Origin of the sequence: Kitasatospora sp. NPDC096077 (assembly GCF_040303245.1) — a bacterium.
In the GTDB taxonomy this organism is placed as follows: domain Bacteria; phylum Actinomycetota; class Actinomycetes; order Streptomycetales; family Streptomycetaceae; genus Kitasatospora.
The window spans coordinates 1-18,027 of record NZ_JBEOSV010000021.1 but is presented as its reverse complement, the minus strand read 5'-3'; the positions used below and the strand labels follow the sequence as shown (position 1 = coordinate 18,027).

14 protein-coding genes are annotated in these 18,027 nt (G+C 71.4%); 10 read left to right on the top strand and 4 right to left on the bottom strand.

The window, feature by feature from the left end:
• The first annotated feature begins 22 nt into the window (after positions 1-22).
• The 9 genes from dacB to ABTZ03_RS19545 all read left to right on the top strand — a co-directional run bounded on the left by dacB (position 23) and on the right by ABTZ03_RS19545 (position 10,434).
• On the top strand, positions 23-1,690 hold the full coding sequence (gene dacB, locus ABTZ03_RS19585; protein ID WP_350514266.1) for a D-alanyl-D-alanine carboxypeptidase/D-alanyl-D-alanine endopeptidase: 1,668 nt from the start codon (positions 23-25) through the stop codon (positions 1,688-1,690).
• Between the two features lie 701 nt (positions 1,691-2,391).
• Complete coding sequence (locus ABTZ03_RS19580) at positions 2,392-3,018, top strand: isochorismatase family protein (protein WP_350514265.1); 627 nt, start codon at positions 2,392-2,394, stop codon at positions 3,016-3,018.
• Positions 3,015-4,919, top strand: coding sequence for an anthranilate synthase family protein (locus ABTZ03_RS19575; RefSeq protein ID WP_350514264.1), 1,905 nt, complete (start codon positions 3,015-3,017; stop codon positions 4,917-4,919). The genes ABTZ03_RS19580 and ABTZ03_RS19575 overlap by 4 nt, the downstream gene beginning before the upstream one ends.
• Positions 4,916-5,338, top strand: coding sequence for a hypothetical protein (locus ABTZ03_RS19570; RefSeq protein WP_350514263.1), 423 nt, complete (start codon positions 4,916-4,918; stop codon positions 5,336-5,338). Before ABTZ03_RS19575 ends, ABTZ03_RS19570 begins: the two co-directional genes overlap by 4 nt.
• Positions 5,335-5,952 carry a phenazine biosynthesis FMN-dependent oxidase PhzG gene (gene phzG, locus ABTZ03_RS19565; protein ID WP_350514262.1) on the top strand — a complete coding sequence of 206 codons (618 nt, stop codon included), beginning with the start codon at positions 5,335-5,337 and terminating at the stop codon, positions 5,950-5,952. Before ABTZ03_RS19570 ends, phzG begins: the two co-directional genes overlap by 4 nt.
• A gap of 39 nt (positions 5,953-5,991) precedes the next feature.
• A complete protein-coding gene (asnB, locus tag ABTZ03_RS19560; RefSeq protein ID WP_350514261.1) occupies positions 5,992-7,824 on the top strand; it encodes an asparagine synthase (glutamine-hydrolyzing) in 1,833 nt (610 codons plus the stop codon).
• A 36-nt stretch (positions 7,825-7,860) separates the two neighbouring features.
• Positions 7,861-8,352, top strand: coding sequence for a PhzA/PhzB family protein (locus ABTZ03_RS19555; RefSeq protein WP_350514260.1), 492 nt, complete (start codon positions 7,861-7,863; stop codon positions 8,350-8,352).
• A 69-nt stretch (positions 8,353-8,421) separates the two neighbouring features.
• On the top strand, positions 8,422-9,441 hold the full coding sequence (locus tag ABTZ03_RS19550; RefSeq protein WP_350514259.1) for a methyltransferase: 1,020 nt from the start codon (positions 8,422-8,424) through the stop codon (positions 9,439-9,441).
• 123 nt (positions 9,442-9,564) lie between these two features.
• Positions 9,565-10,434: a PhzF family phenazine biosynthesis protein gene (locus tag ABTZ03_RS19545; RefSeq protein ID WP_350514258.1), complete on the top strand. Its 870-nt coding sequence runs from the start codon at positions 9,565-9,567 to the stop codon at positions 10,432-10,434.
• A 154-nt stretch (positions 10,435-10,588) separates the two neighbouring features.
• On the opposite strand, the gene ABTZ03_RS19540 is transcribed toward ABTZ03_RS19545, so the two are convergent.
• From ABTZ03_RS19540 to ABTZ03_RS19525, 4 genes are read right to left on the bottom strand one after another with little or no spacing between them, the layout of a single operon-like run.
• The gene (locus ABTZ03_RS19540) at positions 10,589-12,028 is read right to left on the bottom strand and encodes a lyase family protein (protein WP_350514257.1); all 1,440 of its coding nucleotides are present in this window, start codon (positions 12,026-12,028) and stop codon (positions 10,589-10,591) included.
• Positions 12,025-13,239 (bottom strand): MFS transporter, encoded by a 1,215-nt coding sequence (locus ABTZ03_RS19535; RefSeq protein ID WP_350514256.1) that lies wholly within the window; start codon positions 13,237-13,239, stop codon positions 12,025-12,027. Before ABTZ03_RS19535 ends, ABTZ03_RS19540 begins: the two co-directional genes overlap by 4 nt.
• Positions 13,239-13,961 carry a GNAT family N-acetyltransferase gene (locus tag ABTZ03_RS19530; RefSeq protein WP_350514255.1) on the bottom strand — a complete coding sequence of 241 codons (723 nt, stop codon included), beginning with the start codon at positions 13,959-13,961 and terminating at the stop codon, positions 13,239-13,241. Before ABTZ03_RS19530 ends, ABTZ03_RS19535 begins: the two co-directional genes overlap by 1 nt.
• Positions 13,962-14,009: 48 nt before the next feature.
• A complete protein-coding gene (locus tag ABTZ03_RS19525) occupies positions 14,010-15,731 on the bottom strand; it encodes an FAD/NAD(P)-binding protein (protein WP_350514373.1) in 1,722 nt (573 codons plus the stop codon).
• A gap of 742 nt (positions 15,732-16,473) precedes the next feature.
• Here ABTZ03_RS19525 and ABTZ03_RS19520 point away from each other — a divergent pair.
• Entirely contained in the window at positions 16,474-17,982 is a 1,509-nt protein-coding gene (locus tag ABTZ03_RS19520; RefSeq protein ID WP_350514254.1) for a hypothetical protein, read from the top strand.
• The last annotated feature ends 45 nt before the right edge of the window (positions 17,983-18,027 follow it).

Genomic DNA, 18,027 nt, shown 5'->3' with positions numbered 1-18,027 from the left:
GCTCGTCGACGATCGAGCCCGAATGTCGAACAGGAAAGAACGAATGACAAGCAATTCCCCCTCCGGAATCAGGGCACCTCGGGTGCGGCGGCGCGCAGCCCTGGCACTCGCCGCTTCGATCGCGGCCGCCGTGGCGATGACGGCGTGCTCCCACGACTCCGCGGACACCTCGGCCTCTCCGGCCCCGGGTGCCACGCGAGTCAGCGCCGACCTGCAGAAACTCATGAGTACCGCACCGTGGTCGTCGGGCCAGTGGGGCCTTCAGGTCGCCGATCTGAAGACCGGGAAGGTCGTCCAGTCCAAGGGCGCCGATACGCAGTTCATGACCGGTTCGACGGCCAAGACCTTCGCGGTCGGTGCCGCGCTCGACGTCCTGGGCGGCGACCATCGCTTCCGTACGCCCGTGGTGCACTCCGGTACGGTCTCCGCGGACGGGCGGCTCTCCGGCGACCTCATCCTGGTCGGGAGCGGCGACCTGGCACTCGGCGGGCGGACCACCGCGTCGGGCGGACTGGACGTCCCCGACTTCGACCACTACGACGCCAACGCCGTCCCCGGCCTGGCGACCGTCACCGCCGAGGATCCGCTGGCGGGCGTCGACGAGCTGGCCCGACAGGTCGCGGCCAGTGGCGTCCGCCATGTCGACGGCGACGTGGTGATCGACAACCGGCTCTGGGATCCGGTGTCGATCGGCGGGGTGCCGGTCACTCCGACCGTCGTCAACGACAACCTGATCGATGTGCTCATCACGCCGGGCGCACCCGGCGGGCCGGCCAAGGTCGACTGGCGCCCCAAGACCGCCGCCTTCGGCGTGGACGCGCAGGTGACCACCACGCCCGCCGGCAGCAAGCCGACGGTGACGACCGAGAGCGTGAGCCCCGGTCACATCCGCGTGCGAGGTTCCGTACCCGCGGACGCGAAGGCCCCCTTCGTGACGACCTACCAGGTTCCCGACCCGGCGGCGTTCGCCCGCACCGTCCTCATCGAGGCACTCGCCAGGAACGGTGTGAGCGTATCCGCCCCCTCGCTGGGAGCGAACCCGGACAGCCGGCTCCCTCCGTCGGCGGAGGTGAACTCGCTGCCCGTGTCGGCGAGTTACACCTCGCCGCCCTTCAAGGAGTACGCCAAGCTGATCAACAAGGTCAGCCACAACCTCGGGGCGAACCTTCTGCCGCCGCTGATGGCAGTGCACAACGGGCAGCGGACCTACGCGGACGGCATGAAGATCGAGAAGGACTTCCTCGCCCGCTCGGGTGTGGACCCGCAGTCGGTGAGCCTCGTCGACGCCCAGGGCCTCCCCGGCGACAAGGCGACGCCGACCGCCCAGGTGGCGCTGCTGCGGCAGCTGGCACGACAGGACGACTTCGACGTCTTCTACGACTCCATGCCGAGCATGGGCGTCGACGGTTCGCTCGCCGACGTCATCGACCGCACCGATCCCGCCGCCGGACACATCCGTGCGAAGACCGGCACCCTGGTCAGCTCCTACCAGGGCAAGTTGGCTCTCGGCACCAAGGCGCTCGCGGGCTACATCGACGCGAAGGACGGCCACCGCTACGCCTTCGCGATGTACGTGAACAACATTCCGGTGCCCGGTGGCTCGGTGAGCGATGCCATCGACCTCGCTCTCAAGGCCAACAGGCAACTGGGAGCGATGGCCGCCACCGTCTACGAGTCGCCCAAGGCGTGACGGGCAGCCTGATGCGGGGATCGCTTCGGCAACCGGAGACGGAGTCGGGTTCCAGCGGGTCCTGGCGGGCGGCATCGGCGGGCGGTGATCGTGCTGCCCCGGTACCTACGCCGGAATGCTTCCTAGGGGTCGCCTTCAGGGCCGCTCAAGTACTGATGAATCAATGTGGTTCAGGGCGCGTCGTCATGAGCTGGCGGCACGTCCCGGCTGGACGTGCCGCAGTGCTGCGGCACGATCGAGGTTGGTCGCCGACGGCGAAATCCGCTCCGCTGACCAGTGCGAACGGGGAATCGATCAAGAACTCCAGCCGCCGTGGCGACGCATGGAGTCATGGCCGGAAGATCGAAGAAATACTCCGTACAGCACTTTATTCACGCCTTGACAGCAGCCTATTTCCGACTGTTGTATGACTGGCGTCACGGGGTCGGGATGGCAAACAAAAGTTACTCACGCCATATCCGCCGCACGGTGGCGGAATGCCCGGTTTCTCGGCCGGGTGCACAGCAAATCCCTTTCCGTATTCCCCGAAATCGGGAATTCCACGAACAGCGAGTGCCGACATGTTCGAGCTCTGGAGAAACCTTGAACGCCACCTCGCTCGTAGCTCCGACAGACCCGGTCGCCCGGCGGCGGCCCCGCCGGGGAGGCCTGGCGGTACGCACCGCGGCTGACGTGGAGTCGCACCGGGCCGGGGAGGGATCGTGTCGGGCCTGACGCCGATCGCGGCCTACCCGCTTCCGACGGCGGCGGACGACCTGCCCGTCAACACCGCGCGCTGGACCCCCGATCCGTGCCGGGCGGTGCTGCTCGTGCACGACATGCAGCGCTACTTCCTCGCGCCGTTCCCGCCGGCGGTGCGCGACCCGCTGGTGCGCAACTGCGCGTCGCTGCGGGAGCGTTGTGTCGCCCTCGACGTCCCGGTGTGCTACACCGCGCAGCCCGGCGGCATGACGGAGCGGCAACGCGGCCTGCTCAAGGACTTCTGGGGCCCCGGAATGAGCGTGGCCCCCGAGGACCGCCTGGTCGTCCCGGAGTTGACGCCCCGGCCGACGGACGACGTGTTCACCAAGTGGCGCTACAGCGCGTTCTTCAACTCCGCCCTGTTGACCCGCATGCGGGACCAGGGCCGCGACCAGCTGATCCTCTGCGGGGTGTACGCGCACGTCGGCGTCCTGGCCACGGCCCTTGAGGCGTTCACCAACGACATCCAGCCGTTCCTGGTCGCCGACGCCGTCGGGGACTTCTCCGCCGAGTACCACCGGCTGGCCCTCGACTACGCGGCCGCCCGCTGCTCGGTGGTCACCACCACCGAGGAGGTCTTCCGATGAACCCGTCGCAGTTGCTCGGGCGCGTCCTGGGCCCCGATCCGGGCGCCTTCGCCCTCCTGCACCGCCCCGAGAGCCTGGGCCCGGACCGGATGGACGTCCTGCTGGGCCGGATCGGCACCCCGGCCCGGCTCGCCGACGTCCCGCTGGGCGAAGGGCCCCGGACCCCCGGCGAGGACCGGCACGACGTGCTGGTCCTGGTACCGCACCAGCAGATCGCCGAGCGCGGCTTCGCCGCCGTCCCGGACGGCTCGCCGCTGCTCGCGATGACGGTGACCGACCAGGGCCGGATCGCCACCTCCGAGGTGCTCAGGCGCCTGCCGGACGAGCCGATCGCCCTGGCCGGGGGACGCTTCGACACCGACGACGAGGCCTACGCCGACACGGTGCGCGCGGTGCTCGACCGCGAGATCGGCACCGGGGAGGGGTCGAACTTCGTCATCAAGCGCTCGTTCGTCGCCACCGTCACCGGCTACTCCACGCGCAGCGCGCTGAGCCTGTTCCGCCGGCTGCTCACCCGGGAGACCGGCGCCTACTGGACGTTCCTCGTGCACACCGGCACCCGCACCTTCGTCGGCGCCACCCCGGAACGCCACGTCAGCCTGCGGGACGGCGTCGCGGCGATGACCCCGATCAGCGGGACCTACCGCTACCCCGCGAGCGGACCGGTGCTGTCCGAGGTCATGGACTTCCTGACCGACGGCAAGGAGACCGACGAGCTGTACATGGTCCTGGACGAGGAGTTGAAGATGATGGCCCGCGTCTGCCGCGGCGGCGGCCGGGTGGTGGGCCCGTTCCTGCGGCAGATGGCCCGGCTCGCGCACACCGAGTACGTCATCGAGGGGCGCAGCGACCTCGACCCCCGGGACATCCTGCGGGAGACCCTGTTCGCCCCCACGGTGACCGGCAGCCCGCTGGAGAACGCCTGCCGGGTGATCACCCGGCACGAACCGCGCGGCCGCGGCTACTACGGAGGCGTCGCCGCGCTCATCGGCCGCGGCGCCGACGGCGCACCCACCCTGGACTCCGCGATCCTGATCCGCACCGCCGACATCAGCGGCCCGGGCCCCGACGGCGCGGGGCGGGTCGAGGTCGGGGTGGGCGCGACCCTGGTCCGGCACTCCGATCCCGCCGCCGAGGTCGCCGAGACCCGGACCAAGGCCGCGGGCCTGCTCTCGGCACTGGGCGCCGACGAGCGGCTCGACGCGCACCCGCTGGTCCGGGAGGCCCTGGGCCGGCGCAACAGGACGATCGCGCGGTTCTGGCTCAGCGACACCGCGGCGCGGACCCGGCCGCACCCGGTACTGGCCGGCCGCCGGGCCCTGGTCGTCGACGCCGAGGACACCTTCAGCGCGATGCTGGCCCACCAGCTGCGCGCCGTCGGGCTGACGGTGCACCTGGCCGGCTTCGACGCGCCGCACCGCTTCGACGACCACGACCTCGTCGTCCTGGGCCCCGGCCCCGGCGACCCGCGCGAGGCCGGCCACCCCCGGATGGCCCGGCTCACCTCGGCGATCGAGGAGCTGCTGTCCCGGCGCACCCCCTTCCTGGCCGTGTGCCTGAGCCATCAGCTGCTGTGCCGGCACCTCGGCCTGCCGCTGAGACGCCGCCAGGTCCCCAACCAGGGGACCCAGCGCGAGATTGACCTGTTCGGCTCGCGGGAGCACGTCGGCTTCTACAACTCCTACGCGGCCTACGCGCGGGCCGAGCAGCTGGAGTGCCCCGGCGTGGGCGAGGTGCGGGTCGGCCTGGACGCCGAGACCGGGGAGGTGCACGCCCTGCGCGGGCCGCACTTCAGCTCGGTGCAGTTCCACCTCGAATCGGTGCTCACCCGGGACGGAGTACGGATCCTGGGCGCATTGCTGGCCCCGTTGACGGAAATCAAGGAGGTGCTGAACGCGTGATAGCCACCATCTCCTGGTGGGACCTCTCCGGGTCCGACCAGACCATCGACTCCCTGCGGGTCTACCTGCGGGACGAGGGCGTGGAGCCGTGGGCCGGGATCGACGGACTCCGTCTGAAGATCTGGATATCCGACCGGCGGACCAACCGCTGGGGCGCGGTGATGCTGTGGGAGTCCACGGCCGACCTGACCGCGCCGATGCCGCCGAACCGGGCCACCGAACTGATCGGCTACCCGCCGACCCTCCGGATGGCGACCGAGGTCGAGGCGCTCGTGGAGGGCGTCCGCTCCGGCGGGACGCCCGACCGGGGCCTCGCCTTCGAATCCGTCGCCTTCGAACCTGTCGAGTCCGAACCTGTCGAGTCCGAGCCCGTCGAGTCCGAGCCCGTCGCCTTCGAGCCCGTCGAGGAGCCGTCGTGAGCGCGTCGACCCCGCCCCCGGCGTCCGACGAGTTCGCCGCCCCGCCCGCCGAACCGATGGGCCTGCTCCAGGCCTGGTTCGACAGCGCCGTCGCGAACGCCGTCCGCGAGCCGGGCGCGCTGGCGCTGGCCTCCGCCGATGCCCGCGGCCACGCCTCGAACCGGATCGTGCAGGTGCTCGCGGTCCGCGACACGGGCCTGGTGTTCGCCAGCCACGCCGACAGCCGCAAGGGCCGGGACCTGGCCGGGACGCCGTGGGCGTCCGGGGTGCTCTACTGGCGCGAGGCCGGCCGCCAGGCGATCGTGAGCGGCCCGACCCGTCCGCTGCCCGACGGGGAGTGCGACGCCCTGTGGGTCGCCCGGCCGGCCGCCGCGCACCCGATGTCGGTGGCCTCGCACCAGAGCGCACCGCTGCCGGACGAGCACGCCCTGCGGGCGGAGGCCGAACGGCTGGGCCGCGACGGCACGGCGCTGCCCCGCCCGGCCGGCTGGCTCGGCTACCTGCTGGAGCCCGCGGCCGTCGAGTTCTGGCAGGCCGCCCCGGACCGGCTGCACCGAAGGCTCCGCTACGAGCGCCACGGCTCCGGCTGGCGCGCCGACCGGCTCCAACCCTGACCGTGCCCGCCAAGTCCTCCAACAGGAGAAGGTAAGTCGATGTGTGGAATATCGGGCTGGGTCTCCTTCGACCGGGACCTGACTCAGCACCGCGCGGACCTGGACGCGATGACCCTGACCATGGCCTGTCGGGGACCGGACGCCGAGGGCGCCTGGCTCGACCGGCACGCGGCGCTCGGCCACCGGCGCCTGTCGATCATCGACCTCGAAGGCGGCACCCAGCCGATGTCGGTGCGCACCGACGACGGCGAGGTGACGCTCACCTACAGCGGCGAGGTCTACAACTTCACCGAGCTCAGGGGTGAACTGGTCCGCCGGGGCCACCGGTTCCGGACCCGCAGCGACACCGAGGTGGTGCTCCACGGCTACCTGGAGTGGGGCGAGGCGGTCGCCGAGCGGCTGAACGGCATGTACGCCTTCGCGATCTGGGACGCCCGGGTCGAGCGGCTCGTGCTGATCCGCGACCGGATGGGTGTCAAGCCGCTCTACTTCTACGCCACCGAGGACGGGGTGCTGTTCGGCTCCGAGCCGAAGGCGATCCTCGCCCACCCGCTGGCGGAGCGCGCGGTCGACCTCGCCGGCCTGCGGGAGCTGGTCAGCTTCACCCACACGCCGGGGGCCTCGGTCTGGTGCGGGATGCGCGAGCTGCTCCCGGGCGGCGTGGCCACCGTCGACCGCGGCGGCCTGCGCGAGCACCGCTACTGGACCCTGCCGACCCGGGTCCACACCGACGACCGGCAGACCACCGTCGACACCGTGCGCACGTTGCTTGAGGACATCGTGGACCGTCAGCTGGTCTCCGACGTGCCGCGCTGCACGCTGCTCTCCGGCGGGCTCGACTCCAGCGCGATCACCGCCCTGGCCGCCGCCCGGCTCGGCAAGGAGGTGCGCAGCTTCGCGGTGGACTTCGTCGGACGGGAGGAGGACTTCGTCCCCGACGAGCTGCGCGCCACCGCGGACGGCCCGTACGCGCTCGACGTGGCGGCGCACGTCGGCACGCAGCACCGGACCGTCGTGCTCGACCACGCGGCGATGGCCGATCCGGAGATCCGCCGCAGGGTCATCACCGCGCGGGACAGCCCGTTCAGCTTCGGCAACATCGACGCCTCGCTGTACCTGCTGTTCCGGGCGATCCGCGAGCACTCCACGGTCGCCCTGTCCGGGGAGTCCGCCGACGAGGTGTTCGGCGGGTACCGCTGGTTCCACCAGCCGGAGGTCCAGGCCGCGGACACCTTCCCGTGGATGGCCGTGTTCGTCAGCGGCGCGAAGGCCCAGGCGTCCGACCGGTTCAACCGCGACATCACCGCCGCCCTCGACCTGCCGGCCTACATCCGCGAGCGCTACGCCGAGGGGGTCGCCGAGGTCGAGCGGGCCGACGGCGAGAGCGACCACGAGCTGCGGATGCGGGTGATGTGCCACCTGCACCTGACCCGGTTCGTCCGCATGCTGCTGGAGCGCAAGGACCGGATCAGCATGGCCGTCGGGCTGGAGGTCCGGGTTCCCTTCTGCGACCACCGGCTGGTGGAGTACGTCTACAACACCCCGTGGTCCATGAAGACCTTCGACGGCCGGGAGAAGAGCCTGCTGCGCGCCGCGACCGCCGATCTCCTGCCCCGGTCGGTACTGGAGCGGACCAAATCGCCCTATCCCGCCACGCTCTCCCCGCAGTACGCCGCATCCCTGCTGGAACAGAGCAGGGAACTGCTCGCGACCGACGATCCGGTGTTCGAACTGGTCGACCGTGGCCGGCTCGAACGGATCACGCGGCAGGACCCGGGCACGATGAGCCTCGATGTCCGCAACGGCATGGATCGGGTCCTCGATCTGAGCACGTGGCTGGACGTCTACCGCCCCGAACTCCGGCTGCACTGACGGCGCCGGTACCGAGGAAAGCCGAGGGGACACCAGATGACAGACACCCATGCGCAGCCCGAGCACGTCGGAAACGACGTCGAACTCCGCCGCCGGCACCGTGAGGTGGTCGCGGACTACATGAGCCGGAAGGGCGAGAACCGCCTGACGCGGTACCTGCTCTTCGCCGAGGACGGCAGCGCCGGCCTCTACACCACCGACACCGGGGAACCCGTCGTCTCGCAGGGCCACGAGAAGCTCCGGCAGCACGGTGAGTGGTCCCTGCGGATGTTCCCCGACTGGGAATGGAAGAACGTCCGGATCTTCGACACCCAGGACCCCAATCACTTCTGGGTGGAATGCGACGGAGAGGGCCAGATCCTCTATCCGGACTACCCGCCGGGCCACTACCGGAACCACTTCATCCACTCGTTCGTGCTGGCCGACGGGAAGATCAAGCAGAACCGCGAGTTCATGAACCCGTTCCAGCAGCTGCGGGCGCTGGGCGTGGAGGTCCCGGAGATCAAGCGCGGGGGAATCCCCACCTAGTCCGATGTCGTCCGTACGAACAGTGGGCCTCCCGGTACCGGACCGGGAGGCCGGAATGGGGAGTCGCACATGACAGTCGACATACAGGCCACCCGGGACGTGATCGAGGTCATCACCGGTGGCTGGCGGGCCCAGGCCCTCTACACCGCGGTCAAACTGGACCTGCCGGACCACATCGAGGCCGGCCGGGACACCGACCCCGAACTCGCCCGGGCGACCGGCGCGGACGAACGGGGCGTGCACCGGCTGATGCGCCTCCTGGTGGCCATGGGCGTGTTCGAGGGCGACGGGACGACCGGCTACCGGAACACCCTGCTGAGCACGGCCCTGCTCCCCGGGCCCCAGTCCATGCACGACCTGTGCCTGCTCTACGGCGAGGAGTTCTACACCGCCTGGGGCCACGCCCACCACGCCGTCTCCACGGTGAGCTCGGGCTTCGAGGCCGCCTACGGCCGGCCGCTCTACGAGCACCTCGGCCACGACCCCGCGCTCACCCGGCGCTTCCAGCACACCATGAACGCCGGAAGCATGTTCTTCCACCAGGTGCCGGAGGTGTTCGACTTCTCCGGCCGGACGGTCGTGGACGTGGGCGGAGGGGGCGGGCAGCTGCTCGCCGCGATCCTCGCCGCGACGCCGGACGCCGAGGGCGTGCTCTTCGACCGCGAGCACATGATGCCCAAGGCCCGCGAGCACCTGGTCGCCGCGGTCGGACCGGAGCGCGTCCGGCTGGTCGGGGGAGACATGTTCGAGGGCGTCCCGGAGGGCGGGGACGTCTACATCCTCTGTCGGGTGCTGGCCGGCTGGGACGACGACGCGGTCGTCGGCGTCTTCGAGAACTGCCGCCGCGCCATGACGGACCCCTCCGCACGGCTGCTGCTCCTCGACCGCTTCGTCGCGGACAAGGACTCCACCGTGCTGCCCGCCCTGTGGGACCTGCACCTCCTGATGACGACCGGCGGCGCGCACCGCAGCCTCGACCGGATCACCTCGCTGCTCGACCGGGCCGGCCTGGACATCGTCCGGAGCGCCGAACTGCCCATGGAGAACACCGCGTTGGTCGCCGCGGCCCGCCCCTCGTCGCAGCCGTAACGGAGCCCCCGCCCAGCCACCGAGCGGGCCGTCGCCCGGTACCAGGCCCTGTTCGACGCCCACCGACCCGGCATCCGTCCCCCGGCCCGCGCGGTGTGCGGGGGACTTCGAGAACGGAAACCCATGGGTACGTACGAGTACGTGGTGGCCGACGTCTTCACCGACGTCCCGCTGGAGGGCAACCCGACCGCGGTCTTCGTGGACGCCGCCGGGATCCCTCCCGAACGCATGCAGCGGATCGCGCAGGAGATGCACCTGTCGGAGACCGTCTTCGTCCTCCCCCCGGAGGGCGACGGCGACGTGCGGGTGCGGATCTTCACCCCGGTGAACGAGCTGGCGTTCGCGGGCCATCCGACCCTGGGGACGGCCATCGTGCTCGGCCGGGCGGACAAGACGGACAAGGCAGACAGGGCGGACACGATCCGGATGGAGACCGCCATGGGCACCGTGGTGTTCGAGCTCGAACGGGCCGATGACGGCCGGGCCGACTCCGCCTGCATGTGGCAGCCCGTCCCGACCTGGGAGCTGTACAAGCGCGCCGACGAGTTGCTCGCCGGTCTCGGCCTGGCCCCGGCCGCCCGGACGCTGCCGGTCGAGGTCTACCGCAACGGACCTCGGCACGTGTTCGTCGGCCTGGACGGCGTGGCCTCGCTCTCCGCCCTCGAACCGGACCAGCGGGTCCTCGCCCGGCTGCCCGACATGGCCGCCAACTGCTTCGCGGGCTCGGGTTCGCAGTGGCGGCTGCGGATGTTCTCGCCCGCCTACGGCGTCGTGGAGGACGCGGCCACCGGCTCGGCCGCCGGCGCGCTGGCGGTGCACCTGGCCCGGCACGGCGTGATCCCCTTCGGGGAGTGGATCGAGATCCGCCAGGGCGTCGAGATCGGCCGCCCCTCGACGATGCGGGCCCGGGCCTTCGGCACGCCGGGACGGATCGAGTCGGTCCAGGTCGCCGGGTCCGCCGTCGTCGTCGCCCGCGGAACGCTGTACGCGTAGCCGCGTAGCCGCGTAGCCGCGTAGCCGTGTAGCCGTGTAGCCGTGTAGCCGTGTGACGGGCAGGGGGCGGCGAATGACGCCGGGGCCCGGCAGGAGCGGTGACCGTCCACTCCTGCCGGGCCCGGACGGGCGGGCCCGTCGGGTCGGGGGCCGGTTATCCGGCCAGTTCGCCGAAGCTCGCCTCCAGCGCGGCCTCCGCCGCCGTCAGCCGCGCCGCCGTCGTGTCGAGCCACGACGTGTCGGCCCGTACCGCGTCCCGCGCCGCCGCGAGCATCCGCCGGAACTCGGCCGGCTGCGGTCCGCCGAGGCCGCGGTAGGAGGCGACCATGTCCACCGGGTCCAGTGCGGCCCGGAACTGCTGCTCGGTCAACGGGAGTTCCACGTCCACGCCGTCGAATCCGCCCGCGATCCCGCGGTACAGCCGCCGGGCCTCGGCGAAGTCCAGCCGCTCCACCGTCAGCCCCTCGCCGCGCCCGTACGTGACCAGGGCGGAGGCGAAGCTGTGGCCGACGTGGAACGGCACGTCGCAGTCGCGCTGCAGGACGTTCGCGAGCTCCGAGGTCGTCGAGTAGTCGGACCGCACCTCGTCGAGCGCGGCCCCCTCGTCCAGCCGCATGCCGCCCACGATCGCCGTCACCTCCCCGAGCAGGGCGAGGGTGCGGTCCAGGGTCCGCTGCGCCTCGGCTCGCTTGTAGTCGGTGAGGCCCGAGCACACGTTGTGCGCGGCGAGCGCCGTCGAGACGCCGTCGCCGATCACCTCGCTGGCCAGCAGCCGGGCCCGGTTGAGCGCGACCGGGTTGCGCTTCTGGGGCATCAGGGTGCTCGGGCTCAGCAGGTCGGTGTTGTCCAGGGTGATCCACGGCCGCGCGTGGTGGTACTGCGCGTGCACGTCCTGGACGAAGGTCCCGAGGGACAGGGCCAGCGCCATCGCGCCCGCCGCCACCTCGAACCCGACGTCGATCGGCGAGAGTTGGGCCGCGTCGAAGGAGTTCTCCACGGGCTCGTCGAAGCCGAGCAGCTCGGCGAGCCGCACCCGGTTGACCGGGAAGCTCGACGTCGCGAGCGCCGCCGCCCCGAGCGGGCACCGGTTGACGCGCGGGTAGGCCTCGGCCAGGCGGAGCGCCGAGCGCCGGAGGGTCGCCTCGTAGCCGAGCAGGAGGTGGCCGAAGGTGGTCGGCTGGGCCTGGACGCCGTTGGTGTAGGCGGGCACGATCGCCGACCCGTACCGCTCGGCGAGGGTGAGCAGGGCGGTGCGCAGCTCGCCGAGCGCGCGGTGGACGAGGACGAGACGGTCGCGCAGGAGCAGCCGGTAGACGGTGGGCAGCATGTCCTGGCGGCTGCGCCCGGAGTGGATGCGGGAGCTGTCCGGACCCACCAACTCCCTTACCAGGGGCTCGACTTGCAGGTAGTCGGTCGGCCGGTCGGCTCCGGGCGCCTCGGCGTCGGAGACGACCTTGGCGATCGCGGCCGCCGTCCGGGCGCCGACCTCGCGCGGGGCGATGCCCTCCTCGACGGTCATCACCGTCGAGGCCTTGTCGAGCCGGCAGAGCCAGAAGAAGGTGTCCCGGTCGGTCAGGTCGGTTGTGATGGTCACAGCGCGGGTTCCTTGATTCGAAGGGATCGGGCGGCCGGGGCCGGCCAGGCGGCGAGCGCCACCAGGACGCTGAGGCCGACCACGGCGGCCAGCAGGCCGACGGTCGCGCCCCAGCCGGCGGCGGTGTAGAGCGGGGAGGGTGCGACGGCGCCGATGCTGCCGCCGGCGTAGTAGGAGGTCAGGTACAGTCCGACCGCGCTGGATCGGGCGGGTCCGCCGGCCTCGGCGGCGTAACCGATGGCGCACGCCTGGCCGGAGAACACCCCAGTGGAGGAGGCCGCCAGGCCGAGGATCACGGCCGGGGTGGACGGGACCAGGGTGAGGGCGAGGCCGGCCAGCGAGACGACGCTGACCAGGACGAACGTCCTGCGTCTGCCGATGCGGCCGATCAGGCGGCCGGTGAGCGGTGTGACGACCACGGCGACCAGGAAGACGGCGAACACCGCGCCGATCTCGAAGGTGCTCAGCCCGAACGGCGCGGCTTCGAGCAGCATCCCGGCGTAGGTGAACGAGCCGACCTGGAGGAACAGGATCGCCGCCCCGATGAAGCAGGTGCCGAGCAGCCGCGCGTTGCCGAAGTGCCGCCCGATGCCCCGGAGGCTGGCCAGCAGCGACTCCGAGCGCCGGAACCGCCGTTCCCGGGGCAGCCAGGCCGCCGTCACCGCCAGCGTCACCAGCAGCACGAGGGCCATGGCGAGGAACGACGACCGCCAGCCGAACTGCGTGGTCACCGCGCCGGAGAGGAACCGTCCGCAGAACCCGCCGAACGCCGTACCGGAGACGTAGAGGGCGTTCGCCCCCTGTGCCGCCGGGCCGGTGCACTCCTCCGCGACGTATGCGACGGCGACCGCGAAGACGAACGGGATGAACAGCCCCTGGGCGAACCGGCACACCAGCATGGTGGTGAAGTCCCGGGCGAGCGCGCAGGCGAGGGTGGCGGCCAGCGACGCACCGATCGCCGCCACCATCACCCGTTTGCGGCCCAGGAAGTCCGAGACCGAGCCGGCGAAGGGGGCCAGCAGGGCGACGCCCAGCGTCGTCGCGGTGATCGTCCAGGTGGCCCGTTCGACCGGCACGTGCAGGTCCCGGGCGAGGTCGGACAGCAGCGGCTGGGTGGAGTAGATGTTGAGCAGTGCGCACAGGCCGAGCAGGAAGACGGCCGTCCGGGCCCTCGGTGACAGCGGCCCGGCGGCGTCGGGACCGTTGGGCACTACGCCGACTTGGACGGCGACTCGGAGGTCTGCTCGGCGGCCTGCCCGGAGGTCGGCCCGGAGGCCTGCTCGGCGCGGTTGAGCAGCCAGCCCAAGTGCCGCTTCACCGCGGGCCATTCGCCGGCGATGATGCTGTAGTAGCAGGTGTCGCGCAGGGTTCCGTCCGGCAGGATGACGTGGTTGCGCCAGACGCCCTCCAGCTTCGCCCCGAGCCGTTCGATCGCGCGCCGGCTCGGCTGGTTGAAGAAGGCGGTCCGGAAGCTCACCGCGATGCAGTCCTGCTGCTCGAACGCGTGCTGGAGCAGCAGCAGTTTGGCCTCGGTGTTGAGCGGGGTGCGCTGCACGCTGCGGCGGTACCAGGTGTGCCCGATCTCCAGGCGGCGGTTGGCGGCGTCGACGTTCATGTAGCTGGTCATGCCGGCGATCCGGCCCTGACCGTCGAGCACGGTGAAGGGCACCATCCGCCCCTCGTCGGCGAGTCCGAGGCGCCACTCGATCTCCTGCCGCATGCCGTCGGGGGAGGGCACCGCGGCGAACCAGGTGTCCCACACCTTGCCGTCCTCGACGGCGTCGACGAGTTCGGCCTCGTGGCCGGGTTCCAGCGGGACCAGCGTCACGTGCTCGCCCTTCGCCGTGAACGGCTCGATCCAGGGCGCGCGTTGGCCGGTGGTGCTCGTGGTGCTCGTGGTGCTCGTGGTGCTCGTGGTGGTCATGGTGGTCATGGCGGTCTCCGAGGAAGAAAAGGAAGAAGTCGGGGAGGGTCCCGGCCGTCAGGCCTGCTGCGGGGAGCGCTGCGGTGCGCGCAGGTGGTCGACCATGGCCTGGACGGCCGCGGCCGCGTCCGCGGTGATCCGGGAGTCGACGCCGGGGGCCGGCAGCATGTTGGTGAAGTAGTGCGCGCCTTCGGTGAGATGGCCGAGCGCGCACAGGTTCGGCACGACCGAGCCGTCCGCGTCGATCAGCCGTCCGGCGGTGTCGACGTCGAAGCCGCCCGGCCGGAACCAGCCGTTGGCGAACGGGCGGGCGTGCCCGGCGGACAGCAGCGACCGGGTCAGCGGCGAGGCGTCGTGCTCCGGCAGGAACGGGTCGATGCTCGCCCCGACGAGCACGTCGAAGCGGGTCGGCGGCGAGGACTGCCGGGCGCCGTCGAGGACGAACCCGGCGCCGTCCGGGTCGGGACGGGCGGTCGCCCCCGGGCCCGCGCCGAGGTGCAGGGTCCCGGCGGCGAACAGGGCGCGCCACTCGCGCGACCGCGATGCGGGCGGCCCGGCCGCGACGGCGTTCAGCATCGGGGCGTACACCTGGCAGAACTGCTGGTGCGAGGCCGGGGTCAGGCCGCGGTGCTCGACGGCCAGCCGGAGCCCGTCGCGCAGGTCGCGCAGGGCGTCGGCGGCGGCCTTGACCGGGTTCCCCAGGTTCCCCTCGGCGGCGCGGCGTTCGTCCGTCGCGAGGAAGTCGACGAGTTCCGCCTGCTGTTCGTCGAGGGTCCGGAGCGGGCCCGGCACCGGGCGGCGCAGAAGCGATTCGACATCCGGAAGGTCCGCCGCTCCGCCGGTCGCTCCGCCCGCCGCCTGGGCGGCCGTGCGCAGTTCGGCGCGCAGCAGGGGGAGCACCTGGCTCTCGAAGTCGAGCTGACCGTGCGTCAGGCGGAGCCTCACCAGCTCCTCCTGCGTCAGGACCGAGGGCCGGTGGGTGTCCGCCGGTGTCTTCTGGTTGACGGCCCGGGGCGAGAACACCCGGCCGCTGCGCGAGTAGACGTGGATCCGGGGCTCGTCCCCGCTGGGGCGGTAGACCGGCTCCCCGTCGGCGCCCGTGACGAACCGTCCGCCGCGGCCGACGGTCAGGCTGGCGACCGCGTCGATCGCGGACAGCCCCATGCCGCGCACCGCGACCCGGGCGCCGGGCTCGATGGCGTCGAGCTTCTGCAGCGGGTAGCAGTTGCGGACGTAGCGCAGCCGGGGGTTGGCCCGGCGGTGGTCGGCGACGAACTGCTGGATCGCCTGGTCGTCGGTCGTCGGGTGGTTCGTCCCGTGGCCGGTGGTGAGGAAGACGAAGTCCGCGGCGACGATCGCGCCGTCCGACAGGTTGAGGACCCAGGACCGGTCCCGCAGGGCCCGCAGCGTGTGCGCGGTCGCCCGGTGCTCGTGGACTCTGATCGTGTCGGGGGCCTGCCGGCGCAGGAGCCGGTAGCAGTGGGCCAGGTAGCGGCCGAGGACGCTGCGCGGCAGATAGGTGTTCCCGGGGACGCCGGCCCATTCGGCGAGGCTGGGCCCGGAGGCCGGTTGCCCGGAGGCGTTCGAGTCGCCGGTGCGGAAGACCGTGACCTGGCCGGCGACGGTGTTCATCAGCAGATGGTTGGCCTGGCTCGGGTAATGAGTCCCTGAACCCGGCTGATTCGGGTCGATCAGATGGATCGACAGGCTTTCCCAGGAGATCTGTGGTATTCCGCAGATCCGCTCAAGAATGCTGAGTCCGCGCGGGCCGCCGCCCACGATGGCAATGGAGACGTGCTTTGAAGTCACAGTAACCCCAGGGTTAAGAAGTGGTCAGTGCACGGGGCGAGTTCCGGTCTGACCTGGCAGTTGGTGTGACGGAGGCAGGAATGAAGCGTCATGGCGACGAACTCCAGGTGATTTTTGGTGACTTCCGTGCGGCGGCGCCGCAACGGACGGACCGGCTTCGAATGGCCGTCGGACGGGTGGCGTGCATCCCCATCAAAGCCCAACGGGTCGCGCACGAAGTCCGGTTCAACGGAATTGATTCAACCCGAGTGTCGTCCTGACGGTAAGTGAGGAAAGTGTGCGCACGGAGCCGAAGGGATGTGAACGTACGACCGGTGTCATTGGGGCACGAACCGAATTCGCGCCGCCGTCCGCTCGATTCCGGCCAGGAATACCGCGACACGGGGTCGTTCCGGACATCCTGATGGCCGGTGTGCACCGCTCCGGGCGAAACGTCGCTCCGGTCGGCCCATACTGCCCGTGCACGGGCGTACGTCCGCTGAGGTCGCGCATCCGCACTGTCCGGTCGGCCACCCTTCTCTGCCCGATTTCTGCCCTCCGGCCCCTGGCCTCGTGATCGTTCGTCGCGTATGCAGGAAGGGTTGCCCCTTCTCCCTAGGTAGGGCCCCTTCTCATGCGTGCCCAAGACAACGACCGGTCCACACGGGACGAACGTGCCCGCACCACGCCCCGCGCCCCCGCAGCGGCGGGCGGGGCGTCGCGCGTCGGCCTCATGGCCTTGCAGGCCGGTGCCGGGAACGCGGCCGTGGTCCAGATGCTGCGCCGGGCCGGCCACCCCGGGGCCCGCGAGCAGCACCGGCACTCCGCCGACTGCGGCCACCCGCAGGCCGGGCAGGCGGCGCCCGAGGTGCAGCGCTCCACCGTCCAAGCGGTGCTGCGCGGGCCCCGCCGTCCCCTGGACGACACCACCCGCGCCGCACCGGTCCAGCGGGCCGAGGGGCGTGGTGCACCGCGGATCGCGTCCGCGGGACGGGCCCCGGCCGTGCAGCGGGCGGCCGAGCTCGCCGACCTCGCCGGGGGCGGGAACGCCGGCGCCTTCGGGCAGGCCGTCGCCGACGCCGAACCCCAGGGGGCGGGCACCGTCGCGATCGTGCCCGCCGTGCTCAGCCGAACCCTCGACCTCATGAACATCGCCGAGCAGTACGAGAGCGGCTTCGAGGAAGGCACCGCACCGGCGGACCGCTTCGCCCTGGTCATCGGCGTGAACATCCGGACCCGCAACCCGCAGGACGCTGCGACCGCGCAGACCCTGTTCACCCAGAAGGTCAACGCCTTCCGCACCGCCTGGGGCAATGACCGGTTCCGGGTCGCGGTCATCGGATTCACCTGGGCCAACCACGGGGCCAAGGCCCAGGAGACCAACCAGCGGACCATCCCCTACGGCGAGATCCGGGACAGGATCATGCGCTCCCCCGAGACGACCGCCATGATCGCCGGGCTGCGGGCCGCCGGGCGGGAGCACGTCTACCTGCACACCAGCGACGCCGACACCGCATCGTTCGCCACCGAAGCGGGACCGCTGTTCTCCGCGGCCGCCGAGCAGCTGGACACCGGGAGGCTGGACGTGTTCAGCGGCGGCTACACCTCCCCTGCGGACCGAAGGACCGCCGACGACGACGTGCTGATCTGGCACGCGAGCCAGGTGGACCTCGCCGTCCGCAGGGCCATGGCCCAGGTGGAGCCCGCCCTGGTCTACTACCCCGAACCCAACACCTTCGTGAAGGTGCACGAGCACTACGACGAGCTGGAAGACGGCGTCACCTTCGGCAGCGGAGCCCAGGAAGGCCAGCAGCTGATGGACTCACTGCACAACAACCGGTACGACGGGGTGAAGGGAGACTTCGACCCGAAGTACGCGATCGCCACCGACATGGACCGCGTCGGCCAGAAGGTCGGGGGGCACCCCAGGGGCACCCCGGTCACCGATGCCACCATCAAGCAGTTGTTCGCGCTCGCCCAGACCCACGCCAGGCAGCAGGAGTGGACCAAGCGCGTCAAGCAGGCGTTCGAGCTCACCGACGTCGCCGCGTGCAGGGCTCTGGAAGCCCTCGTCTTCGCGGGCCTCACCACGGAGAACCTGTCCAAACTGCCCGCCGTCCTACCGGAGACCCCCATCGGTGCCGCTGCCATCGACCACGCGGCCCGGAAGGAACCGCTCAAGGGGATCGATTCGGGACTATCACGATCTAGGTGTACGGCACCCGGTTGGCCTATGTGTTGATCTTGTGGGTGGGCGTGGGCCGGTTGGCCTACGCCCGTCCGGCTG